Origin of the sequence: Myxococcus sp. NMCA1 (assembly GCF_026810205.1) — a bacterium.
GTDB lineage: Bacteria > Myxococcota > Myxococcia > Myxococcales > Myxococcaceae > Myxococcus > Myxococcus xanthus_A.
Genome location: NZ_CP113950.1, coordinates 7,604,177 through 7,628,075 on the forward strand (window position 1 = coordinate 7,604,177; position 23,899 = coordinate 7,628,075).

The following is a 23,899-nucleotide window of genomic DNA, read 5'->3' on the forward strand; positions in this document are numbered from 1 at the left end:
GCCGCGACCTGCTCGCGGCCCTGGCGCCAGTCATGGAGAATGTCCGCCCGCGCGCCCCTTCCCGCCGCGGATGGAGATGCTCCCGGTGCGGTGCCGACACTTCATCCTTCCGCTGCTCGTCCTCTGCCTCGGCGCCTGTGCGGGCTCGCGGCCCCAGCCCGCCCCCACTCCGTCAGCCTCCGCTCGCCCCGTCACGCATGCCGTGACGCCCGAGGAGGAGGCCCCCGTCCTCACCCCGCCGGGCCTGCGGCTGTCTCCGGCCGTGCGGCCCGTGCGGCAGACGGTGACGCTGGAGCTGGACCCGCGGCGGGAGATGTTCAGCGGGACGACGGACATCGAAATCGAGCTGCCCCAGGCCACGCACGAGGTGTGGCTGCACGGGGAGGAGCTCTCCGTGAAGGACGCGGCCTTCATCGTGGCGGGCGCACGGGTGAAGACATCCACGCTGCCCCTGGGCGACACGCTCGTCTTCCTCCCACGTGAGGCGGTGGGCCCCGGCACCGTCATCCTGCGCGTGGCGTACACGGGCCGGGCGCGTGCCCGGGAGAGCTCGGGCGTCTACCGCGAGCAGGACGCGGGACGCTGGTACACGATGACGCAGTTCCAGCCGATGGCCGCGCGGCGCGCCTTCCCCTGCTTCGACGAACCCGCCTTCAAGATTCCCTGGCGGCTCACCTTGCGCGTACGTGAGGAGGACGGCGCCTTCGCCAATTCACCGGTGGAGGCGGAGACGCACGGCCCGGATGGATGGAAGACGGTGCGATTCCAGACGACGCCCCCGCTGCCCTCGTACCTGGTCGCCTTCGCGGTGGGACCCTTCCAGGTCGTGGACGCGGGCGTCGCGGGCCAACACCGCGTGCCGGTGCGGATGCTGGTGCCGCAGGGCCGCGCCGCGGAGACGGCCTGGGCCGCGCAGACCACGCCCCCGCTGCTGGAGGCGTTGGAGTCCTGGTTCGGCACGCCCTACCCCTACGCGAAGCTGGACGTGCTGGCCCTGCCCGGCACGCAGGGTGGCGCCATGGAGCACCCGGGCCTCATCACCTTCAGCGCCCCGCTCATGCTGGGCCCCGTGCAGGGGGACTCCCTGTGGCGCCAGCGCTACTTCGCGCTGACGCAAGCACACGAGCTGGCCCACCAGTGGTTCGGCAACCTCGTGACGCCCGCGTGGTGGGACGACCTCTGGCTCAACGAGTCCTTCGCGGACTGGCTCGCCTACAAAGTCGTGACGCAGTGGAAGGCCGAATGGCGCGGTGACGTGCGCCGCGTGGAGGCGCGGGGTGATGCCCTGGTGGAGGACCGGCTCGTCAGCGCGCGCAGTGTCCGGCAGCCCATCGAAGCGCCGGGAGACATCCACTCCGCCTTCGACGGCATCACCTACAACAAGGGCGCCGCGGTGCTGGCCATGTTCGAGTCCTGGGTGGGCCCCGACGCCTTCCAGCAAGGCGTGCGGCACTACCTGGACACCCACGCGAGGGGCACCGCCACCACCGCGGACTTCTTCGAAGCCCTCACCCAAGCCACCGGCAAGGACGTGGCGCCCGCCTTCTCCTCCTTCCTGGACCAGCCGGGCGCGCCGCGCGTCGCCATGACGCTGGAGTGCCCCAAGGAAGGACCGCCCCGGTTGGCCCTGGAGCAGCGGCGCTATCTCCCTCTGGGCTCGCCGGGCGGACGCGGCGAGGAACAGGCGTGGCAGGTGCCGGTGTGCGTGCGCTACGCCGCCGGGGGCACGGAGGGCCGCGCCTGCACGGTGCTCTCGGAGTCCAAGGGCACGCTGTCCCTGGATGGCGCGAAGGCCTGCCCGGACTGGGTCCACCCCAACGCGGAAGGCCGCGGCTACTACCACGCGTTGCTGCGCGGTGACGCGCTGGAGCGGCTGACGCGGCAGGGAGGCCGGGGGCTCAGCATCGCCGAGCGCCGCGTCCTGCTGGATGACGCCGAGGCCCTGGTGGCCAGCGGCGACCTGGACGTGGCCCAGGCCCTCACACTGGCCACGCGTCTGCTGCGTGCGGACGACCCGGACCTCGTCATGGGCGCGGCGGCCCTGGTCGCCAGCGTTCGGGATGACTTCGTCCCGCGAGCCGCGTGGCCGAACCGGGCGCGCTTCGTCCGTGGCCTCTTTGGCGGTCAGGCTCGCCAGTTAGGCTTCGTGCCGCGCCCGGACGAAAGCGACGACGTGCGCATGCTGCGGCCCCGGCTGGTGTGGATGGTGGCCCAGTCCGGCGAGGACGCCCTCCTGCGAACGGAGGCCCGGAAGCTCGCGCTGCGCTGGCTGGACGACCGGCGCGCCCTGTCCATGGACGCGGCGCAGGGCGTGCTGGGCGCCGCCGCGGTCTCGGGGGATGCCGTCCTCCACCAGCGCATGCTCGAAGCCCTGCGCACCACCACGGAGAGCCGCGAGCGCGACCTGCTCTTCACCGCCCTGGGAGGCTTCCAGGATGCCGCGCTCGCCAGCGCCAGCCGGGCCCTGCTGCTGGCGCCGGACGTGGACACGCGCGAGGCCCTGCCCATCCTCTTCCGGCAGTTGGAGGAGCAGCCCACCCGCGCGGGTGCGTTCGACTTCCTGCGCGAGCACTTCGAGACGCTCCGGGAGCGGCTGCCGCGCGACATCGCGCCCTGGCTGCTGGGCACCGGCGGATTCTTCTGCGACGCCGAACACCGCGCGCGGTTCGCGGCCTTCTTCGCGCCCTACGCGCCCACCTTCGAAGGGGGTGAGCGCGCCCTGGCGCAGGCGCTGGAGCGCGTGGACTTGTGCATCGCCCAGCGCGAAGCCCTGCGCCCCGGACTGGAACGCTTCCTGCGCCGCTACTGACGTCAGCGCTTGCGCGCGAGCATCATCCCGTCACGCACGGTGAGCAGCACGTGCTCCACGCGAGGGTCCGCCGCCACCTTCGCGTTGAAGTCGACAATCGCATGGTCACTGGGGCCCTCCGGCTGGAGCACCCGGCCCGACCACAGCACGTTGTCCGCGATGATGAGCCCGCCCGGCCGCAGCAGCGGCAACACCGCGTCCCAGTAGGCGGCGTAGCTCGGCTTGTCCGCGTCGATGAACGCCAGGTCGAATGGCCCCTGGAGCGTCTTCAGGGTGTCCAGCGCCGGACCCATGCGCAGGTCGATTTTCCGTCCATGCGGACTGCGCAGGAAGAAGGCGCGCGCCACGTCGGTGGCCTCGGGGTTGATGTCGCAGGTGATGAGCGACCCGTCATCCGGCAGCGCTTCCGCCATCATCAAGGCCGAGTACCCGGTGAAGGTCCCGATTTCCAACACCCGCCGCGCACCCGTCAGGGCGACTAGCATGCGCAGGAAGGTGCCTTCCACGGACCCGACCTGCATGTTGGGGGAGGACATCCGCGCATACGTGACATCACGGAGTTCATCGAAGAGGGGCGCGGGTGCCGTGGTGTGAGCGTCCGCGTACGCCTCGATTTCGGGAGGAACGAGGGTGAGCTTGGGCATGTCCCATCGATTAGCACGTACCGCGGGGCCCCCCACTTCAGGTTGCCGTCAGACGCCTCGTGCATAACTTTGTCGTCGCTCTGGATGGAGGAGGTCTCGATGCTGGCAGCCAGAATTGGTGGTGCGCACGCGGATGTGTCCCGGTGCATCGCCGCGAGCCTCCAGTGTCAGGTTTCCTGCGAAGAGGGCATGGCCCGCCGGGTCGCCCGAGGGGAGCCGCTGTCCGGCGAGGTGGTACGCCTGCTTCGCCAGTGTGCCGAACTGTGCGAACTGAATGCACGAGCGCTCCAGAAGGAGAGCCGGCTGGCCCGCCGCACCGCGAGCCTGTGCTTCGACCTGGCCAACCTGGTGGCCCGGACCGCGTGGCTGGACGCGGAGGACCGCGATTCGTACACGCTCGCGCGGGACGCGCTGCAATTGGCCCGCGCGTGCAGGCCCCTGCTGTTCGCCTGAGTCAGAAGCGCAGGTGCGGACTGAACACCAGCGTGGGGCCCGCGCCTGTACAGATGTTGTCCGCAGGCTCCTTGTTGATGTCGCAGCGCTGATAGTAGCCACTCAGGGTGACGCCCAGCGGCCCATGGATGCGGACGTCCATGCCGGCCCCCGCGGCCAGTGCGAGATGCGAACCGGTGTACAGGCGCGGAACAAAGGCATCTGTATCGATATTGGTGGAGGTGCTTCGCCCCACGCGAAGCGCCACCCAGGGTGACACACGCCGGTCCCGCAGGAAGCGGTAGCGCGCCTCCGCGGCAATGCCCCGGAAGGCGCCCCAAGGATGCTGTCGGATTTCCATGTTCCCAGGAGGCTTGGCGTCCAGATCCGCGGCAGGGGACGTGTTGAAGGTCCGGCCCCACTGCAACGCGAGGCCGACTTCCAAATCGAGGGGAGTCACCAGGAGCAGGTGGGCGCTCAGGAGCCCGCCTCGATTGGCGCTGTTTCTACCTGCGAAGAGTCCTCCGCCGCCGGAGAGCAAGACGCCCCACCTCGGCGACGACGGTGTCTCTGACCTCGCAATGCCAGGCAGCAACAGGCTGAACAGCAGAACAGACATCATCAGGCGCGCAGACATCAATACCATCCTCACGGGCGCACGCGCCGACCCGAGTGCTGTCGCGAGTATAGTGACCGGCGCAGCCAATAGGCAAACATTCGTGGGGGAGCCCCATGGACGTCCGCCCTCTGGCTGCTCGACTTCTCAATACCGTCGCCCGCGCGCAGTCGCGGGGCGCTCACGCCGCCCGCTGGACGGGAATCTCAGACAGCATCTCGTTGAGCGCGTCGACCTGTTGCTGCTCGTGGCCCGGCTGAGCCTGGACGATGTCGATGGCGCGCTGGAGCACGCGCCGCGCCGCTTTGGGAGCGTCATGTTGGACGTGGAGGCGGGCCAACTCCACGAGCTGCGGCACCAGATATGGGTCCTGCGCTCCCGCCGCCTGCTCCAACCGCACCAGGGACTCCTGGAGCAGTGAATACGCATCCGTGTGGTTGCGCTCCTTCAAATCGAACGCGGAGCTCTGCAGGACGATGGCGCTCGCGAGCCGGTCCTGCTCCTCGTCCGTCGCGGCCAGGGGCGTCGGCGCCTCGTACCCTCGCGCTTTGAGTGTGCTGTCGAGCTCCTCCAGGACCTTGCCTCCCAGTTCGGCGGCGAGCGCCGCGGGGTCCGCGAACAGGCTCAGCGCCGGCTCGCGCTCCTCGGGACGCTGCCCCGGAATGCCCGCGACCCGTGCGACGCGCTCCGTCGGAGGTGGATGCGAGTCATAGGCATCCACGGGCCGGGAAAACAGCTCCTCCCGGATGAGCGACTGGAGCACCGGGGGCGTGTTCAGCGCGACCGAGTCCACGGTGCGGAACAGGTCCCGCGTGGGCCGGCCGGCCTCGCGAAGCCGGAGCGCGACGACGATGCCCCGGTCATAGGCGTCGCTGTTCTCCACCACTTTCGACAGCGCCGCGCCGAAGGCGTCGCCGCCGTACGCGAGCGCGGAGACACGGTCCGCGAGCAACTCCCGGCGGCGCCCATGGCCGGCGGTGATGCGCAGGTAGACAAAGAAGTAGGCGCGCAGGAACCAGCCCACCGGATTGAGGTTGCCTCCTCCCATGGAAAAGATGCTCTGGATGACCTGGATGACCTGCGTCTGGATGCGCGAGATGATGGGCGTCAGGCGCGTCTCGCCGTGCGAGAAGTGCCCGTACTCGTGCGCGAGAATGGACTTCAGCTCCGTCACCGTGAGGCCGCGCATCGCACCAAGCCCCAGATGCAGGATGCGCTCGCCACGTCCCATCAGCACACGGAACCGGCCGCCCGCCTCCCGCACGCCAATCCCCGTGCCCGCGTCGACCAGGACGCGGTCCACCTTGCGAGACTTCGCGACGTCCGCCACCTCCTCCAGGGCCTTGAACAAGGCGGGAGCCTCCGAGACGGCGAGCTCCCGGCCCTCCTCGCCCTGCTCGGGGCTGGTGAACACGCCGCGAAGGATGGCGAACAAGCCGCCCAGGCCAATCACCCCGATGACGATGAGCAGCTTCACGGGGACGACGGGCATCATGAACACCAGCAGCAACACGCCGCCAGCGATGGCCACCGTCAGCACCAGCATCATCGGCACGGACACGTAGAACAGGAGCGACGCGAACCACAGGACGGCGGCATAGAGCCGGTCCACCCGGCGCTCCTGGTGCGTCTGCTCCGCGCGCAGCAAGTGGAGATTGTCCGACTGGAGCTGGCCCAGTTGCAGCTTCGAGAGCGCGAGCCCCGCGCCCCACGAGAACAGCAGCGCGCCGCCCAGGAACAGCGCCATCCCCAACGGGATCTGCCAGATGCGATGCATCCAGCGCTGCCGCGACACCTCTTCCTCGATGGCGGACATGAACGGGCTGGGCTCCGCTCCCAGCTCCTTCGCACGCTCGACCGCCTCCAGCGCCTCTTCCAGCGCTCCCGTTTCCGCCAATGCCGCACTCAGCGCCATGTGCGACATGGGCGCGTCCGGCGCGAGTTCCACCAACCGTCGCGCGTGTCTCAGCGCGACGGAAACCTGCTGGCGCTTCATGTAGAGCAGCCACAACTGGTGGTGCGCCACGACATCATCGGGCCAGATTTCGAGGGCGGCGTTCAGGAGTTCCTGCGCCTCGACAGGCCGTTCCTTCCGAAGCTTGATGGCCCCCATGGCGCTCAGGACATCTCCCCGGCGCGGTCCGTCGATTCCCTGTTCCAGGGCGAGCTTCAAGTACCTCTCGGCATCGTCGAGCTGCCCGAGGTTGAAGTAGTACCTTCCCGCGAGCCGGGAGACGCGAGGATTGTCTGCGGCCTCTTTCAGGAGCCGCTCGATGGCTGGCCCTGCATCGGCGGGAGACGCGCTCTGCGCGACCTCGAACGCCGAGTCATAGACAGTCTCGAGTTCCTCACTAAATGGGAAGAGTTCGGGCGCCTTCTGCTCCGTGCCGGGAGCCTGGAAGGCGAAGAACAGGGCCAGTACGAGCGCGTGCATGCAACCCCCGATGATGTTTCGCGTTCTAGCACGACGGGCAACAGCGCCACCGATGCCCCTCCCGGGCTCGATGCGCGCCCAGCGCCATGCACATGGGGCGCGAGAGGACTGATTCTGCTCCCGCGCCCCGGTATCACGTTCCAGCGGTCAAGATGACGCCGGGACTACAGGTCCAGCAGACGCGCCTGGAAGCCGCTGCTCCCCGTCGCCGTGAGCAACACCAGTTGATCGTTGTGGACGAAGACCCGCTGGGCCTTGCCCGGGTAGTACGCCGCCGAGAGGATGTCGAACTGGTGGTTGAGCACCCGAAGCTGCGTCCTGTCTCCCACCGTGTCGATGAGGTAGAGCCGCTCACCGTGGAAGGCGATGTCCACGAACGACAGGCCGATGCTGGTGCGGTACGTCAGGTCCGCCGTGTTGAAGAGGAGGCCACTCCCCGTCACGACCGCGGAGCCATCCGGCCACAGCCGCAGCGGCGCCCTCAGGTTGTAGGCACCATGGTAGGGCGAGTCGATTTCAGCGCCCAGCGTGCCCGCCTCCATGTCCACCTGCACCCGGTTCAGGTCCTGTGGCGAGACGCCGCTATCGGCGAAGTAGATGGTGTTGTTCGCCTCCGAGAACAGCAGGTTCACCGCCGTATCCCGCCAGTCCACCGCTGCGACCCGCGCCCCCGTGGACCGCTGATAGAGCGCGTGCGTATCCCAGGCCCCGGAACCATCGATGGTGAACAGGAAGCGGTCAGCCACCACCATGTTCGACACCGACTCAGGCGCCGCTGCGAAGAAGCGCCCCGCGCCGCCCTCCGTCGGAGCGAAGGCGTCAATGCGTCCCCCTGTGTAGGACAGGTACGTGGCCTGACCATCCGGAGCGACCGCCATCGCGGTCACATCCCCCGTACCGATGTAGGCGGGCAGGAAGCGCCGGGACGACAGATCGAACCGCCGGATCTGATCCGCATTGCCGTCCAGGAAGTGGATGACGCCATCATGCGTCAGCGTTGCATCCTGGTAGGCGAAGGCAAACGCGGCCCCGCCCAGCACCACGCCAGCATCCGGGTCCACGCCGCCATCACTGCCACCATCCGGAGTGGGCTCACCGGTCTCCAGTTCGCCCGTGATGTCGATGCCACCGTTGGTCGTACCCGGGCAGTTGATGGGGTTGCGATGCAGCACGAGGCTCGCCGAAACCACCTCCCCTGCCACGACATCGACCTGGGAACTACCCGCGTAGACCTCCAACATGGACGCGTTGTACGCAATCACCCGCACGGTCCGGCTCGTGCCCGCGGGCACTTCTGACACCTGCCCCCGGATGGCCGTGCCGTCCACTTGAAGCGGAACAGGCCCGATGACCGACATGCCCAGGCCGGAAACAACGGCATCGGCGGACACGACGCCGCAGACATCCCCCGCCAGGGAGATTTCCATTCGGACGGATTCGGTTTCACCTGCGTTCTCGGACAGCCCCTCGCTGTTGCACGCCGCCACCAGCGCACAGGCCGCCCACATCAGCCCAACTCGACTCGGAATTCTCATGAATGTTCCCCCTCCGCGCGGGTCCACTACGACAAGTGCGGTTCCCGTGCCATGCGTTGCAAACGTGGACTCGGAACTCCCGAGCCCACGGCCACGCAATGACGGCAGACCCTGCAAAGCCTGACACACCCACTGAATTCGCGGCGACCGCCGATGCACTGGGACGCAAGAAAGCGTGTCACGCATTAGCGATGGGTTACGACGACCTCATGCATTCCTTGATGCAAGGCCACTTCGGACATTGCCCATGCACGTCTATGAATGCGATTCGCGTCACAACCCCTGGCACATGCCTGTCTGCGGCAGGAGCCCCTGATCCATCGCTCCTCCCGCCGCTACAGTCGCTTCGAACGGCGGCGGACACTGAAACGGCGACGCCACGGCCCGCTCCGGCAAGAGCGGGCACGTCTGGTGTGCCCATACCGGCCTATTCCCACTGCTTCGCGATGTCCTTCTGAGTCGGCTGCGCAGGCGGCGGAACGTAATAGCGCGCCGGGTGGTAATCCCTGTCCGACCAGGTCACCTTCTTCCCGAACTCGCCCACCGCGCCGCGAACCTGGCCGACCGGATACTGACGCTCACGCCCGTCCGTGAAGGCCTCGGCGACGCGCCCATCCTTGAAGACAGCCCGGTAGATGAGCGTCTCCTCATGGCACCGGATGCCCGTGTAGATGGGCTCGTAGCGGACACCGTCGGCACGGAGCAGGTGGTACTCCAGCTTGTTGTACTTCTGGTTGGGCTCGAAGCGCCCCTTGCTGCACCGGGCCACCACCTCGGAGACTTCCTTCAGGAACGCCCGCGAATTGGCCGCCGCTTCCGGAATCAGCCCCGGGGAATGCGTGGGATTCATCCTCGCGATGGCCGCGTCGATGCTCTCATTGAGCAGCTTCGCCAGCGTCGGACTCGAGATGTTCCCTGGCTCCGCGGGTGGCGACAGGTACGGGGTCAAGAAGAAGTAGACGCCCACGCCGATGGCACCCGCGCCCCAGCCCAGCAGCATTGTTTTTCCAGGTTTGATTTGCATCCCCCTTTACAGTGTTGCTCCTCAGCTATCACAGAACGGACAGCCCAGGTACGAGGCGGCATGAATGCCACCTCCTGACTGACGCACGCTCTCTCAACCTCTCAAAGCGAGACACCGTAGAGCGCGCCGTACTTCTCCTTCAGGTACGCCAGGAAGTCCGTGTCGGTGAGCCCCTGCCCCGTCACCTGCTTCACGCGCTCCTCCGCGGAGTGGCGGAAGCCATGCTGGTGCACATGCGTGCGCAGCCAGTCACGCAGGGGCAGCAACTCACCCCGGCCCAGGTGCTCCTCCAACTCCGGCAGGTCGCACTTCGCGGCGCGGTAGAGCGACGCCGCGTACAGGTTGCCCAGCGAATACGTGGGAAAGTAGCCCAGCTCGCCCCAGGCCCAGTGGATGTCCTGGAGCACGCCTTGCGTGTCATCCGGCGGAGTGACGCCCAGGTACTTCTCCATGCGTGCGTTCCACGCGGCGGGCAGGTCCTCCACCGGCAGCTCGTCGCGCACCAGCAGCAGCTCCAACTCGTAGCGCAGCGCGATGTGCAGGTTGTACGTCACCTCGTCCGACTCGATGCGGATGAGCGACGGCCCCACCGCATTCACCGCGGCGTGGAAGGTCTCCACGTCGGTGCCGGACAGCGCCTCCGGGAAGGCGGCGCGCAGCACAGGGAAGTAGTGCCGCCAGAACGGCAGGCCGCGTCCCACCATGTTCTCCCACAGGCGTGACTGCGACTCGTGCAGTCCCATGGAAGGCGCGGCGGCCAGTGGTGTGCGGTAGAGCTCGGGAGCGAAGCCCTGCTCATACAGGCCGTGGCCGGCTTCGTGGATGGTGCTGAAGATGGACGGGAACGGCGTGGCCGTATCCACGTGCGTGGTGAGCCGCACGTCCAATGGGTGCGTGCCCCCGGTGAAGGGGTGGATGCTCAGGTCCTGCCGGCCCGCGTCCAGGTCGAACCCGATGTCCTTCAACAACCGCAGGGTGAAGGCCCACTGCGCGTCCTTGTCGTAGTGACGGCCCATCAGGAAGGGCGCCACCGGCCGGCTCACCGCAGTGAGCTTGCCCACCATGGGGATGAGGTGCTCGCGCAGCGCCGACAGGACCGGCGTCAGGCGCGCCACGCGCATGCCCGGCTCATGACCTTCCAGCAGCGCGACATAACGCTCCCCGTCATGGCCATACGCGTCCGCCTGCTCCCGGCGCAGCGACAGCAGGCGATGGAGCGCGGGCTGGAAGACGGTGAAGCGCCTTGCCTGCCGGGCTTCCCGCCAGGCATGGATGGCGTCGCTGATGGCTCCCGCGAGCGCCCGTACCAGGGGCGCGGGGACGCGCACCTCCCGCTCCCGCTCCCGCGTCAGCACCGTCACCATGGCCCGGGCGTCGTCGGACAGGTCCGCCTGAGCGGCAGCCTGGGCCAGGGCGTCCCCAAGCCGGGGGTCCACCAGGCGCTCGTGGTGCAGCCCCTGCAGGGTGGAGAGCTGATGGGAGCGGGCGGGGCCGGCCTTGGCGGGCAGGTACGTCTCCATGTCCCACGTGGCCAGGCCGATGAGGCCCTGAAGGTCGCGAAGCTCCTGCATCCGGGTCAGCAGCCAGGTATCCATGCCCGGATTCATAGCCCGCTTCGCGGCGCACTATCGCGAAAGACGCACTCGGGAGTATGAGGGCTGCGCGATGGCCAACGTCATTCAGTTCTTCATGTCCCCCGACGACGAACTCGCCTTCTTCCGCTTCCTGGAGCGCTTCGTCCTGGAGGTGTACCCCCGGCGCGTCCCACAGGATTGGGAGACCTTCCGCGCGAACACGGAGAACCTGGAGCGGCTGCCCCCAGAGGACCTCTACATGGTGGCCTCCGAGCTGGGCGCGGCCATCGTCGACAAGGTGAAGCGGGGCCCGGACAAGGGCTACTGGCGCATCGACGAGGTGCGCTCGCCCGTCATCTTCATGGAGCGCTGCCGCCCCAACGAAGAGGGCGAGCTGCTCAGCGGCAAGATGTGGGCGGAGCTGGACATCACCGCGCAGACGGGCCGGAAGAACGCGGCGCCCGACAAGTTCCGGAGCCTGTTCCTCGAGGTCGAGGAGTACATCAAGAAGACGTACCGCAAGGGCGATCCCAAGGGCTTCTTCGTGGGCCCCAAGACGGCGCGGCTCTGCAAGGAAGGGCTCGTGCTGCGCGACTCCGCCTTCCGCGGCGGCACGGTGTCTCCCTACAAGTAGCCGCGGCGCCTCAGGGCAGGGCCACGGGCAGGGTGAAGGAGAAGGTGCTCCCCTGCCCTTCGTGGCTCTCCACGTTGAGCGTCCCGCCGTGCGCGGCCACCAGACTCCAGGCGATGCTCAGCCCCAGCCCCGTGCCGCGTCCCGGTGAATGGCTGGCCCGCCAGAAGCGCTCGAAGAGGTGCGGCGCGTCCTCGGCGGGGATGCCGGGTCCGGAGTCCTTCACGAAGACGCCCACCTTCGACCCCTCCACCAGGCGGGCCTGCACCTCAATGGCGCCGCCGGGGGGCGTGAACTTGATGGCGTTGCTCACCAGGTTGGCCAGCACCTGGAGGATGCGCTCGCGGTCAGCGAGCACCGGCGGCAGCTCTGGCGCCAGCGCCACCGTCAGGACCTGCCCCTTCTCCAGCGCGAGCGGCCGGAGCACCTCCAGCGCCTGCGCCAGCAAGGCGTCCACTGGAAGGGGCTGGAGCGTCAGGGGAATGGGCATACCGCGCAGGCGCGCCCGGTCCAGCAGGTTGCCGATGAGGCTGCTCATCTGCTGCTCGGCGAGGACGATGTTCTCCAGGTAGCGGCGCCGGCGGTGCTCCTTCTCCGGCGCCGTGCCCGCATTCAGAATCATCTCCGCGTTCATCCGCACCGCGAGCAGCGGCGTCTTGATGTCATGGGAGACGACGGTGAGCAGCTCGTCGCGCCAGCGCACGGCCTCCTGGGCCTGAAAGAACAGCGCCTCCGCGCGCTCACGCAGGCGAACTTCGCGGCGCAGGACATGCTCCTTCGCCAGGGCCACGGCCAGAAGGTTCGCCACCGCGTCCAGCAGCGACAGCCCGTCCTCCCCCAGCCCCACCGACTCCACGTGGAGCACGCCCAGGACGCCTTCCTTCGCCACCAGCGGCAGGGTGACCGTCCCGGGAACCCGGGCCGGTCCCGTCTTGAACACGCCCTCGATGGTGTCACGCCCTGGCGGGGTTACGCGCTCCAGGCCCACGAGGTACGCGTACGCGGCGGCGGCATGCGCCACGGCCTGGGACGGAGGGGACTCCATGCCCACGGACGAATGCCACGCCACCAGACAGGGCCGCTCCGGAACGGGCACTCCGGACGCATCCACCCCCTCCATCAGGAGCGCGACGCGGACCGGCAGCCATCGGGAAAGGCGGTCCACCAGCGAGGGAAAGCTGGCCGCGACGCCATCGGAAGCGCAGAGCAGCTGGCCGACCTCATGGAGCCGCGCCAGATGGCGGCGGGCCTGCCCCTGCTTTCGCCAGGCGCGACGGGGCCACCGGCGGGAGGCTGGGACGTCCGGGTGGGCGGAGTCATCCCCCGCTGGGCTGCGCGGCGCCTTCACCGGGGGTGCCTCGTCCCTTCCACCGCCGGGCGTTCCACGGCCAGCAGCTCCTCACGGAGCGCGGCGGAGAGGACCTCGCCCGTCAGCGCCCCGAGGACGCGCAGCCACTCCTCGACCAGGACCACCAGCGACTCCTCCAGCCGCTCCGGGTCCAATTCAGCCACGACCGGATGCAGCCCCTCGAAGCGAAGCCCCTCCGATGTGACGGCGAGCGCCGACAAGTGAGGATGGGCCTGGACCACCCGCTGGAGCACCCGCTCCAGGATGACCACCAGGGTGACCTCCCCCAGGGCCGAACGGCCACGGCGCCACAGCGCCTGGAAGCCACGCTCGAACAAGTCCAACAGCGCGGGAGGAGATGGGTGCGGCAGCTGGCGTTGACGCCAGGCACGCACGACCTCGTGAGGTGGAAGGTGCCGCTCTGACATGCAGTGGGCCGGCTGCGGTGCGTCGCGAAAAAGCCCCCGTCGCTTAATGAAGCCCCTGGCGAAAGTCCACTCGCCCAGGGGCTGGTACAACCCGGCCGGCGGGCCTCAGCTGCCCGAGGCCACGGTGGTGGCCTGCCGCAACTGCGGGGCCTCCGAGACGAACTTCAGCTCCGGGTGCTTGTCCTCGGCGTGCTGGAGCGCCCAGTCATCCCGGAAGAGCACCAGGGGCAATCCGTCCCGGTCCTGCACCGTCTGACGGTTGCCTTCCCAGTCGAACGCCTTCGGGTCGAAGTTGGCGCCCACCACCCAGCGCGCATGGCTGAAGGGCAGCCGGTCGAGCGCGATCTTCGCGCCGTACTCGTGCTCCAGGCGGTACTGGAGGACCTCGAACTGGAGCGCGCCCACCACGCCGACGATGGGGTCCTTCATGCCCATCTGCAGCTGCTGGAAGATTTGCACCGTGCCCTCCTCAGAGAGCTGCTCCAGGCCCTTCTCCATCTGCTTGCGGCGGAGCGGATCCCGGCTGCGGACGACGGCGAAGAACTCCGGACTGAAGCGCGGCACGCCCTCGAACTCCACGCCGGTGCCCTCCGCCAGCGTGTCGCCGATGCGGTACAGCCCCGGGTCGAACAGGCCGATGACGTCCCCAGGCCACGCGTCCTCGATGGAGGTGCGCTCGGCGGCCATGAACTGGCTCGGCTTGGCCAGACGGACGTCCTTGCCCAGGCGCGAGTGGAAGGCGCTCATGCCCTTCACGTACCGGCCGCTCACCACGCGCATGAAGGCGATGCGGTCGCGGTGCGCGGGGTCCATGTTCGCCTGGATCTTGAAGACGAAGCCGGCGAACTTCGGGTGGGTGGGCTCGCGCGGCCCCTGCGTCGTCAGGCGCGACGTGGGCGCTGGGGCCAGGTCCAGGAAGGCATCCAGGAACGGGCGCACGCCGAAGTTGGTCATCGCGCTGCCGAAGAACATGGGCGTGAGCTGCCCCGCATCGCTCTTCTCGCGGGTGAACTCGTCGCCGCCAATGTCCAGCAGCTCGATCTCCTCGTGCAGCTTCGCCAGCTCCGTCTCGGTGAGGACCGTCTTGATTTCATCCGAGTCGATGGAGACCGAGCGCTCGCTCACCTCGGACTCGCCGTGGGAACCCTCGGTGGAGAAGACGTGGACGACGCGGGCCTGCCGGTCATAGACGCCGCGGAAGTCCGGGCCCATGCCGATGGGCCAGTTCATCGGATAGGAGCGGATGCCGAGCACCTGCTCCAGCTCGTTCATCAACTCCAACGGCTCGCGGCCGTAGCGGTCCAGCTTGTTGACGAAGGTGAAGATGGGGATGCCCCGCAGGCGGCAGACCTTGAAGAGCTTCTTGGTCTGCGGCTCCACGCCCTTGGCGGCGTCGATGAGCATCACCGCCGCGTCCGCCGCGGCCAGGGTGCGGTAGGTGTCCTCGGAGAAGTCCTGGTGGCCCGGCGTGTCTAGCAGGTTCACCGAGTGGTCGCGGTAGCTGAACTGGAGGACGGACGAGGTGACGGAGATGCCGCGCTCCTTCTCCAGCTCCATCCAGTCGGACGTGGCATGCCGCCGCGCCCGCTTGGCCTTCACACTTCCGGCCAGATGGATGGCGCCGCCGTAGAGCAGCAGCTTCTCGGTGAGGGTCGTCTTGCCCGCGTCGGGGTGGGAGATGATCGCGAAGGTGCGCCGCCGGGCGACCTCCCTTTGGAGCTCGTTCGTCATGACCCGGGGCCAACTATCACGGGCGGTGTTTCCTTGCAGCTTGCAAGCGGCGCTTGCCGGCCGGCCGGGGGCCCATGCAAGGCTGCCGACCCACACCTACCTTCGGAGACCGAATGAAGCGCACCCAGCATTCCACTGGAACCCCGTGGGAGCCCCAAGTGGGCTACTCGCGTGCCGTGCGTGTGGGCCCCTTCGTCTCCGTGTCCGGGACGACGGCCACCGATGCCCAGGGAAACATCGTGGGCGTGGGGGACGCCTACCTGCAGGCCCGGCAGACGCTCCAGAACATCCAATCCGCCCTGGAGGCCCTGGGCGCCCGGTTGGAGGACGTGGTGCGCACGCGCATGTACGTCGTGGACATCCAGCAGTGGGAAGCGGTCGGCCGGGCGCATGGCGAGTTCTTCGCCCACATCCGCCCCGCCACGTCGATGGTGGAGGTCAGCCGCCTCATCTCCCCCGAAATCCTGGTGGAGATTGAAGCGGACGCCGTCGTCGCGGACGACCGCTGAAGGCGCGCTCCACAGTCCCTCAACACTTCTCCCGCATCGTGGGCCCCTCAACTCAGCAGGGGGTACCCACGTGTCGAGCCTCAGCAAGTCGTTCAAGAAGGCGGTGAAGAAGGTCAAGAAGACGGCGAAGAAGGCGGGTAACACGGTGGTGGACACCGCCAACAAGGCGGCCGATACCGTCACAGGGACTGCCGGCACGGTCTCCAACCAGGTGAGCCGCGAGGCCGAGCAGCTCGCCCGGGAAGTGGACACACTCACTCGCGACACCGCGAAGCTGGCGGAGCAGGCGTATGCGGAGTCCCTGGCTGCTGGGGAAGCCGCGTGGAACGAGGTGGTGGAGCTGTCCACCCGCTTCCTCACGGACGCGCTGAGCGACGTCGCCGAGGCGCTGGCCGAGGACGTCTACCGCAAGCACCTGGCCCTCCTCGAGAGCATGGCCGAGACGGGCTACGCGCTGCTGACGAATCCCACCCGCCGCAAGGAGGTGGACTTCCTCGTGGGCCAGTCCTCCCAGAAGAAGAAGGACGAGGACACGAACAAGACGGTCAGCTCGCTGTCTCAGGACGAGTCGGTCCAGCGCACCGGTAACGAGGCCCGGAGCAAGGGGCTCGGAACCCTCTCCATCGGCAGCGGCGGCGGCGGGACCTTCGGCGCGGGCCTCGAGGGCAGCGTCGGCGTCGCCTTCGACCACCCGGGGCAGACGCAACTCCGGGGCTTCTTCGGCATCGGGGGCGTCGCGGGCATCACCAAGGGTGTGTCGATGACCTTCCAGTTTGGCGTGTGGGCCGACATGCCCTCCAAGCTCGCCGGCCCCGTGCTCACGGTCAGCCTCGGCGCCGGCGCCGGCAAGTTTTGCGGTAGCACCCAGGTCATCTTCAAGATGCCCGTCACCGAGAAGGAATGGACGGCCTTCGCCACGAGTGGCAGGCTCGACCTCGCGGGCCTCGTCATGTGCCTCGGCGCGGAAGTCAGCACCTTCGCAGAAGACGGCGTGAGCGCCACTGTCGGCTGCGGCTACACCTGGGTGTACTGAGCGACAGCGCTGACACGACGAGACCCACCTGGGGACCGTGTCCATGAACCCATCGGCGCGCATCCTGGTCGTTGAGGACGACGCCCCCATCGCCGCGGGCATCGTTCGTGGATTGAAGCTCGCCGGATTCCAGGTGGTGCTCGCCACGGATGGCGTGCTCGCGCTCGAGATGGCCGAGCGCGATCACCCCGACCTGGTGGTGTTGGACCTCAACCTGCCCGGACAGGACGGCTTCGAGTTGCTGGAAGCCTGGCGCTTCCGGCTCCGTGTCCCCGTCATCGTCCTCACCGCGAGACAGGAACTGGAGGCCCGGCTGCGCTCCTTCGGCCTGGGGGCGGTGGACTACCTCCCCAAGCCCTTCTGGATGGAGGAGCTGGTCGCCCGCATCCGCGCGCGCCTCCTTCTCCAGGAGGAGCGCCCGCGACGCGTGCTGCACTGGGACGACGTGAGCCTGGACCTCGACGCCCGCGAGGCGAGCCGCGAAGGCACCGGCGCCCTGCCCTTCACGCGCCACGAGTTCGACGTGCTCGCCTATCTCGCGGAGCGCCCGGGACGGGCCCTGACACGCGCCCAGATTGCCCAGCACGCGCTGCCGCCCAGCGAGGAGCGCGATGACCGGACCGTGGACTCTCACATCGCGCGCATCCGCAAGAAGCTGGGGCCGGCGGGCGCGCGCATCCAGACGTCCTGGGGAATTGGCTACCGGTTCGTCCCCGACGAGGAGCCCCGGTGAGGCTGCGCAATCGCCTGGCCCAGCGCATCCTCGTGGCCTCGGCGCTCCTGGGCCTGCTGGGCACGCTGGGCGCGTCCGTCCTCGCGATTGTCCTGGGCGTGGATGCCGCGCTGACGCATGGCGTACGGATGTCCGCCGCGCTCGTGCTTGCGCCCCAGGCTTCGGAGTGCCGGACGACGCCGGGATGGCACTTCCGGAGCCCGGACGGTGTGGAGGTGGAGGCGTATGACCTTGCCCAGGTGGGGGCGGGCTCGCCCGGCGCACGTCCGGACCCCAGGCTTCTCGCACGGCTCGCGCAAGGCGAGCGTGAGCCCTCCATCTTCTACCTCCCACTCTTCCGTCCGGACTCCGCGTGGGCGGGGGCCTCGCTGCTGAAGCTCGCGGAGTCCGGTCCCTGCAGCCTCCTGGAGTTCCGCTGGCCGCGCATGCGCGAGCGCGCCACGGTGGGCTCGTGGGTCCTCGTGTCCGCCGTCCTCTTCACGATGCTCGCGGCGACGCTGTCCACCTTCGCCGTCGTCCACCCCCTCCTCCAGCGCCTCCGCCGTCTGCACCGGGCGGCGGGGATGCTCGGGGCGACCCGGTATCACTCCGCGGCGGATGGCCAGGACGATGAGCTGGGCGAGCTGTCACGGGTGCTCGACACCACCCATGCCCGTGTCCAGGAGGACGCCACCCGCATCGAGGCCCAGAAACACGCGTTGGAGCGACACCTGGCGGACGTCGCGCACGATTTGAAGACACCCCTCGCCTCGCTCCAATTGTCGCTGGAGCTGGCCTCGACGACGCCCACCGAGCCGACCGCGGCGCTCCTCCGCCAGGGCATCGAGGACACCGTCTACCTCACCTCCCTGGTGGACAACCTCCACCTCGCCTGCCAGCTCGGAGAGGGCATCGACCCGACGGCGGGCGACCCGCGCGTGGAGCTGGGGCAGACAGTGGAGCGCGTGGTGCGCAGGCTCCAGCAGCTCGCGCGGCTGCTTGGGCTGACCGTGGAGTGCTCTCGACCCGACGAGGCGCTCTGGGTGCGCTGCAATCCCACGATGCTGGAGCAGGCCCTGGGCAACCTGCTCCACAACGCCGTCACGCATGGTGAGGCGGGGGGCCACGTCGTGGCTGTCCTGGAGGATGCGGAACCCGGACGCTTCCGGCTCACCGTGCTCGACGACGGCCCAGGACTCTCTGCGGAGGAGCTCGAGCGCCTGGGCGAACGCGGGTTCCGCACGCAGGCCACGCGGCGGCGAGCGACCCGGGGCAGCGGGCTTGGCCTGTCCATCGTCCGCGAGCTGTGCCACCGCGTCGGCTTCTCACTCGCCTTCGCGCCCAACCCGCCGCGCGGCCTGAAGGTCGTCATTGAAGGACCTCGCGCCTCCGCGAGCGAGCCGGGCTGAGCGCCTCGGTCGTGAGAGCGGGCTGCAAGTCGGCCGCCCGCCGAGCCCGGTGCCACGGCGCGACCTCAGCGACAGGGGTGGCCATCGTCTTCGACGCGCCCCACCTTGAAGGCAGCCATGGGCGTTTCCTGGAAGGACAACATCGACGTCGCGGATGCGCTGGAGCGCGTCGCGGACCTGCTGGAGGAGCAGGACGCGATGCCCTTCCGGGTCGGCGCCTACCGGAAGGCCGCGGACACCATCGCGCAGTGGCCTCAGCCCGTGGCGGAGCTGCTGGCCGAGGAAGGTGAAGCAGGGCTGCGCAAGCTCCCGGGCGTGGGGAAGAGCATCGCCGCGGCGATGGCGGAGCTGATTCGCACAGGACAGCTTTCCCTGCTCCAGCGGCTGGAGACAGACCACTCTCCGGAGCAACTCCTGGCCAGCGTGCCGGGCATCGGCGCGGGGCTGGCGCGCCGCATCCATGACGAGCTGAGCGTGCGGACGCTGGAGGAGCTGGAGCAGGCCGCACACGACGGACGGCTGGAGCGCGTGGAGGGCTTCGGCCCCCGGCGCAGCGAACAGGTGCGCGAGCTGCTGGGCGCACGGCTGGGCAGGGAGCGGCGCGGCGCCGCGCGCCGGAGCGAAGGACGGGATGAAGGCCCCCGGCCGGACGTGGGCGTGCTGCTCCAGGTGGACGAGGAGTACCGGCGGCGCGCGGACGCAGGCGAGCTGCGCCGGATTGCGCCGCGCCGGTTCAACCCCTCTGGCGAAGCATGGCTGCCTGTGCTCAGCAAGAAGCTGGAGGGATGGAACTTCCGCGCGCTCTTCTCCAACACCGCGCTGGCCCACCAGCAGAATGCCACCCATGACTGGGTGGTGCTCTACTTCGACCAGGAAGGCGACGAGGGCCAATGCACCATCGTCACCGCGCATGGCGGTCCGCTCGACGGCCGGCGTGTGGTGCGCGGACGCGAGGTGGAGTGCCTCGCGTACTACGGCGTGGAGTCCGAGGAGGTCGAAGCCCCGCAGCCCGGGGCCTGACGCGCCAGCACGTCAATCATGCAGTGAGATGTAATGGATGAGGGCGGCGTAGAACTCCGGCTCATCGAAGGCGTCCGGCCCGACCCCCACCACATCCACATGGTCCTGAGGCACCACGCTGGACATGGACGTGCTCTGCGGACGCGATGGCGCGTTCAAATCATTGAGCGCGGGAATGGACGCGTCGTCCGTCACCGAGTCGAAGCCGAAGAAGGCGTCGTGGTAGCGCAGCCGACGCCCCATCTGCTGAGAGTTGATGCCCACCATGCCATCGTCATCCGCCTCGTTGCGCACGCCGTCGCCGCAGCCGGCCGCGCCGTCGTTGTCCCCATCCCCCGCGCAGTAGCCGTTGCCGTCGATGTCGAAGAGGAACTCCTTCAACAGGTACAGCGCCGGATTCACATTCCCCCCGAACTGCGCGGTGATGAGTGACACGTAGCGCTCCGCGTAGTTGCTGCTCACCGGATACTTCTCGTTGAAGGCCTTCATGCCCGTGACGACACCGTCCGAGGATGAATAGTCATTGAAGACGAGCTGCTTCGCCGCGGCGTAGGCATCATTGCCCGGCGCGTAGACGGAGTCGCCGTAGTAGCGCGCCAGCGCCGCGATGACGCTGGTGACGCCCGGTTTCTGGTCGAGGATGTACTTCGCCACCGGCGAGCCCCGGTGCGGCGAAGACACACTGGCCAGCACCGCCACCGACGTGGCGCCCCTTCGCTCCCGCAGCACGCGCGCCGCCTTCCGCGCGTCGATGCCCCCTTGAGAGTGGCCAATGATGCTCACCTTCGAGGCCCCCGTCGTCGCCATGAAGCCCTCGATGTCGTCCGCCAGGTCCAACCCGCGAACCTCCGAGGACTGGAACGCCGCCACCTGTGCAACGAAGGCGCGCTGTCCCGGGTCGAGGTCGCTGTTGCAGTTCGTGTCGAAGCGCGATTCACAGGCCTCGCCCACGAAGGTGCCGAAGTCGTTCCCCCAGTAGTCGTAGCCGAGCAGGTCATCGAACCCGCCCATGCCGTGCGCGAACACCACGGGGTATTGCGTCTTCGCCGCGCCGGCCCAGGACGCAGGAGCCCCTCCCAGCACTCCGGCGAACAACCCCGTCATGACCACCCTTTGAATCCGATTCATGCGTCCCCCCTCGAATGCACCGCTGGGAGGATTGGAGCAGTGGATACGCGGCTCAAGTCACCCGAAAGCGAGCCGCCATCACCCAGGCGACACCCCAGCCCTCGAGCTGTCTTGCGGGCCGCATCCGAAAGCCCGCCCCGGTGACACAAGCCCCCGGGGCGGGACGTGGACTCAGGGCGCAGGCGAATACAATCCGGCGGAGGACAGCGAGCCGCTGGGGCCCAGACCTCCCGACACCAGCACGCGGCCAGAGCCCACCAGCGTCACCACGCTCGCGCTGGTGAGCGCCGTGGGCAGCGTTCCGGCGCCGTGCCATTGACCACTGGCCGGGTCATACACCTCGGACGAGGCCAACAAGCCCACGGTGCCTCCTCCGTCACCGCCCAACACCAGCACGCGGCCGGAGGGCAGCAGCGCGGACATCGGCCCGTAGCGGGAGTGCTGCATGGACGTGAGCGAGGTCCAGGTGCCCGTCGCCGGGTCGTAGAGCTCAGCCGTGGCGAGCGCCCCCCGCGAGCCCCAGCCTCCGGCCACCAGCACCTTGCCCGACGGCAGCGCCACCGCCGTGTGTCCATAACGCGTCCCGGACAGGGAGCCGGTGAGCGTCCACTGCCCCGTGGACACGTCATAGAGCTCCGCCGAGGACGTGTCTCCGTCCTGCGTGTTGCCTCCCACCACCAGCACCTTGCCGGACGGCAGTGACGTCGCGGTGTGGTACTGCCGACGGCGGCTCATCACCCCGGTGGCGGTCCACGTCCCGGTCGCCGCGTCATACAGCTCCGCGGTGGCCAGCATGCCGGAGAAGCTGGAGCTCATCCGGCCTCCCGCCACCAGCACCTTGCCATTGGGCAGCAGCGTCGCGGTGTGGCGCGCACGCGGCGCAGCCAGCGCACCCGTGGAAGTCCACGTGCCCGTGGCCGCGTCATAGAGCTCCGCCGAGGGCAGATAGCTGGACGACGTGCCCTGGCCTCCCGTGGCCAGCACCTTGCCATTGGGCAGCAACGTCGCGGTGTGGAGATAGCGCGCGGTGAGCAACGTGCCCGCTTGCAGCCAGTGGCCCGTGGCCTCGGAGTAGCGCTCCGCGCCCGTCAAAGCCGTGCTGCCATTCGCGGTGCCACCCGCCGCGAGGACCTCGCCCGAAGACAACACCGTCAATGAATGGTGATACCGCGCGGACAGCATGACGTTCGCCGCGCGCCAGGGGAGCGTGGGCGGGACGTAGCGCTCGGCGGAAGCCGTGCGCAGGACGCCGTCCGGGCTGCCGCCCGCGACCAGCACATCCCCCGTTCCCAGCAGCGCGGCGGTATGGCCCAGCCGGCTGGTGCCCATCGAAACAGTGGAGGTCCAGAGCGCGTTGACAGGGTCATACAATGCAGCGCTCTGGAGGTAGGGCTCGCTGCCGTCCGAGCCACCGGTGATGAACACCTCGCCGGAGTGCAGCACCGTCGCGGTGTGGTGCGCGCGCTCGACGGGCATCAGGTTCCCCGCGGAACCCCAGACACCTGTCTCCACGGTGTACAGCTCCGTGCTGCGCGTCGCGGTGATGTCATCCACCAGTCCGCCGGACACCAGCACCTTGCCATTCAGCAGCGCCGTCGAAGCATGCCCCGTGCGCGGCGAGCTCATGGCAGCGGTGGAGGACCAGGTTCCCGTGGCGGGGTCATAGAGCTCCGCGGTCCGGAGGACGGTGCCCCACGAGCTGGAGCGCCCGCCCGACACCAGGACCTTGCCATTGGGCAGCAGCGTCGCCGCGTGTCCCATGCGCGGGACGGTCATGCTGTGGGTGGCGCTCCAGGTCCCCGTGTCGGTGTCATACAGGCGCGCCGTCCTCAACGCGGTTCCCGTGCCGTCCTCGCCGCCCATCACCATCACTTTGCCGTCGAGCAGCAACGTGGCGGTGTGTCCCGAGCGAAGGGAGTCCAGGCTGCCGGTGGAAGACCAGGTCCCGGTGGCCACGTCGTACAGCTCCGCGGTGCCGGTGGTCGCGGCGGCGACGTCACCGCCCACCACGAGCACCTTGCCAGTGGGCAGCAGCGTCGCGGTGTGGCGCCGGCGGATGACATTCATGCTCCCCGCGCTGAGCCACCGCGCGGTCGCCACGTCGTATTGCTCGGCGCTCGTGGAGGACTGGCCACCAGCGACCAGCACGCGGCCATTGGGCAGCACCGTGGCCGTATGGTCCAGCCGCTGAGTGGACATGCTGGGGGTGCCTACCCAACTGACGGAAGCGAGCTCGGCGTCCTGAGTCCATGGCTCATTCAGCGCGTCTGCAAAATCCTCGTGTGAGCATCCTGCGAACACGAGCGTCATCAAGAGCGCGGCCTTTCGGCCGAACCCGACAGGTTCAAACATGAGTGGGGGTCCTTTGTGTGACGGGGGGATGCGCGGAGGGACCGCGCCCGGCGCCTTTACCCCAGCCCTGCACGGGCGGACCATCGCACCACCCAAAACTGAACACATTCAACACATGGGGCCTTGGGCACCCACCCGTGCGGGGTGAAAGCCAAAGGCTGCCGCGCCAGGCCATGCAATTCGCGCAATTAAAGAATTGCCAGCCATGCGAACGACGACTTGCATTGAGACGCAGCCTGGGGCAATGAGCACCCATCCCGCCGTCGCGCCACGAACCGCCGTCCTTCTCCGCACGGGCATTCACCAAGGGATGAGACTGCGCTCGCGGCGCTCGTGCTCGCCGCCGCATCTCCCCGCCCGCTCGCACCGCTCCACCAGGCCCCAGGACTGGAGGCCCTTCGCGGGCTCGCCATTCTGCTGGTGCGCTTCTTCCACCGCCGCCTCCTTCGAATCCTCCCGGCTTGTTTCGTAGGGCTGACTGTCTACGCGCTTGTCCCAGGCGCGCATGAACAGAGCACCCTGGCGCCGCT

Annotated in this window: 20 protein-coding genes; 8 read left to right on the forward strand and 12 right to left on the reverse strand. The window is 68.7% G+C overall.

The genetic code is table 11. The features are described from left to right. The first annotated feature begins 76 nt into the window (after positions 1-76). A complete protein-coding gene (locus OZ403_RS31435; protein WP_268782474.1) occupies positions 77-2,809 on the forward strand; it encodes a M1 family metallopeptidase in 2,733 nt (910 codons plus the stop codon). A 2-nt stretch (positions 2,810-2,811) separates the two neighbouring features. On the opposite strand, the gene OZ403_RS31440 is transcribed toward OZ403_RS31435, so the two are convergent. Beyond that, positions 2,812-3,453: an O-methyltransferase gene (locus OZ403_RS31440; RefSeq protein ID WP_140799789.1), complete on the reverse strand. Its 642-nt coding sequence runs from the start codon at positions 3,451-3,453 to the stop codon at positions 2,812-2,814. Positions 3,454-3,552: 99 nt separating this feature from the next. Here OZ403_RS31440 and OZ403_RS31445 point away from each other — a divergent pair, with 99 nt between their 5' ends. Further along, positions 3,553-3,906 (forward strand): hypothetical protein, encoded by a 354-nt coding sequence (locus OZ403_RS31445; protein WP_225888113.1) that lies wholly within the window; start codon positions 3,553-3,555, stop codon positions 3,904-3,906. 1 nt (position 3,907) lies between these two features. Here OZ403_RS31445 and OZ403_RS31450 read toward each other — a convergent pair whose 3' ends face one another. The 5 genes from OZ403_RS31450 to OZ403_RS31470 form a co-directional block, all read right to left on the reverse strand. After that, positions 3,908-4,522, reverse strand: coding sequence for a hypothetical protein (locus OZ403_RS31450; protein ID WP_268782475.1), 615 nt, complete (start codon positions 4,520-4,522; stop codon positions 3,908-3,910). A gap of 160 nt (positions 4,523-4,682) precedes the next feature. Further along, the gene (locus OZ403_RS31455; RefSeq protein WP_268782476.1) at positions 4,683-6,935 is read right to left on the reverse strand and encodes a tetratricopeptide repeat protein; all 2,253 of its coding nucleotides are present in this window, start codon (positions 6,933-6,935) and stop codon (positions 4,683-4,685) included. A gap of 164 nt (positions 6,936-7,099) precedes the next feature. Next, entirely contained in the window at positions 7,100-8,443 is a 1,344-nt protein-coding gene (locus OZ403_RS31460) for a hypothetical protein (protein WP_268782477.1), read from the reverse strand. Between the two features lie 454 nt (positions 8,444-8,897). Further along, a complete protein-coding gene (locus OZ403_RS31465) occupies positions 8,898-9,470 on the reverse strand; it encodes a hypothetical protein (RefSeq protein ID WP_140799793.1) in 573 nt (190 codons plus the stop codon). A gap of 125 nt (positions 9,471-9,595) precedes the next feature. Then, positions 9,596-11,089, reverse strand: coding sequence for a carboxypeptidase M32 (locus OZ403_RS31470; protein WP_268782478.1), 1,494 nt, complete (start codon positions 11,087-11,089; stop codon positions 9,596-9,598). 70 nt (positions 11,090-11,159) lie between these two features. On the opposite strand from OZ403_RS31470, the gene OZ403_RS31475 reads away from it, so the two are divergent. After that, positions 11,160-11,702, forward strand: coding sequence for a hypothetical protein (locus tag OZ403_RS31475; protein ID WP_174258940.1), 543 nt, complete (start codon positions 11,160-11,162; stop codon positions 11,700-11,702). Positions 11,703-11,712: 10 nt separating this feature from the next. Here OZ403_RS31475 and OZ403_RS31480 read toward each other — a convergent pair whose 3' ends face one another. From OZ403_RS31480 to OZ403_RS31490, 3 genes are all read right to left on the reverse strand, one after another. Then, entirely contained in the window at positions 11,713-13,047 is a 1,335-nt protein-coding gene (locus OZ403_RS31480) for a sensor histidine kinase (protein WP_268782479.1), read from the reverse strand. Continuing rightward, complete coding sequence (locus OZ403_RS31485) at positions 13,044-13,442, reverse strand: hypothetical protein (protein WP_237078485.1); 399 nt, start codon at positions 13,440-13,442, stop codon at positions 13,044-13,046. The genes OZ403_RS31480 and OZ403_RS31485 overlap by 4 nt, the downstream gene beginning before the upstream one ends. A 138-nt stretch (positions 13,443-13,580) precedes the next feature. Continuing rightward, on the reverse strand, positions 13,581-15,206 hold the full coding sequence (locus OZ403_RS31490; protein ID WP_140794977.1) for a peptide chain release factor 3: 1,626 nt from the start codon (positions 15,204-15,206) through the stop codon (positions 13,581-13,583). A 113-nt stretch (positions 15,207-15,319) separates the two neighbouring features. Here OZ403_RS31490 and OZ403_RS31495 point away from each other — a divergent pair, with 113 nt between their 5' ends. The 5 genes from OZ403_RS31495 to OZ403_RS31515 all read left to right on the forward strand — a co-directional run bounded on the left by OZ403_RS31495 (position 15,320) and on the right by OZ403_RS31515 (position 19,889). After that, positions 15,320-15,715: a RidA family protein gene (locus OZ403_RS31495; protein WP_140794978.1), complete on the forward strand. Its 396-nt coding sequence runs from the start codon at positions 15,320-15,322 to the stop codon at positions 15,713-15,715. 70 nt (positions 15,716-15,785) lie between these two features. Beyond that, the gene (locus OZ403_RS31500; RefSeq protein ID WP_268782480.1) at positions 15,786-16,748 is read left to right on the forward strand and encodes a hypothetical protein; all 963 of its coding nucleotides are present in this window, start codon (positions 15,786-15,788) and stop codon (positions 16,746-16,748) included. Between the two features lie 43 nt (positions 16,749-16,791). Next, entirely contained in the window at positions 16,792-17,481 is a 690-nt protein-coding gene (locus tag OZ403_RS31505) for a response regulator transcription factor (protein WP_237080697.1), read from the forward strand. Further along, positions 17,478-18,869, forward strand: coding sequence for a sensor histidine kinase (locus OZ403_RS31510; RefSeq protein WP_268782481.1), 1,392 nt, complete (start codon positions 17,478-17,480; stop codon positions 18,867-18,869). Before OZ403_RS31505 ends, OZ403_RS31510 begins: the two co-directional genes overlap by 4 nt. 117 nt (positions 18,870-18,986) lie before the next feature. Further along, positions 18,987-19,889 (forward strand): helix-hairpin-helix domain-containing protein, encoded by a 903-nt coding sequence (locus tag OZ403_RS31515; protein ID WP_174259361.1) that lies wholly within the window; start codon positions 18,987-18,989, stop codon positions 19,887-19,889. Positions 19,890-19,901: 12 nt separating this feature from the next. Here the strand turns inward: OZ403_RS31515 and OZ403_RS31520 are convergent, their stop codons facing one another. The 3 genes from OZ403_RS31520 to OZ403_RS31530 all read right to left on the reverse strand — a co-directional run bounded on the left by OZ403_RS31520 (position 19,902) and on the right by OZ403_RS31530 (position 23,876). Further along, entirely contained in the window at positions 19,902-21,017 is a 1,116-nt protein-coding gene (locus OZ403_RS31520; RefSeq protein ID WP_140794982.1) for an esterase/lipase family protein, read from the reverse strand. Between the two features lie 171 nt (positions 21,018-21,188). Continuing rightward, positions 21,189-23,216 carry a kelch repeat-containing protein gene (locus OZ403_RS31525; protein ID WP_268782482.1) on the reverse strand — a complete coding sequence of 676 codons (2,028 nt, stop codon included), beginning with the start codon at positions 23,214-23,216 and terminating at the stop codon, positions 21,189-21,191. A 453-nt stretch (positions 23,217-23,669) separates the two neighbouring features. Then, positions 23,670-23,876, reverse strand: coding sequence for a hypothetical protein (locus tag OZ403_RS31530; protein ID WP_268782483.1), 207 nt, complete (start codon positions 23,874-23,876; stop codon positions 23,670-23,672). Between the last annotated feature and the right edge of the window lie 23 nt (positions 23,877-23,899).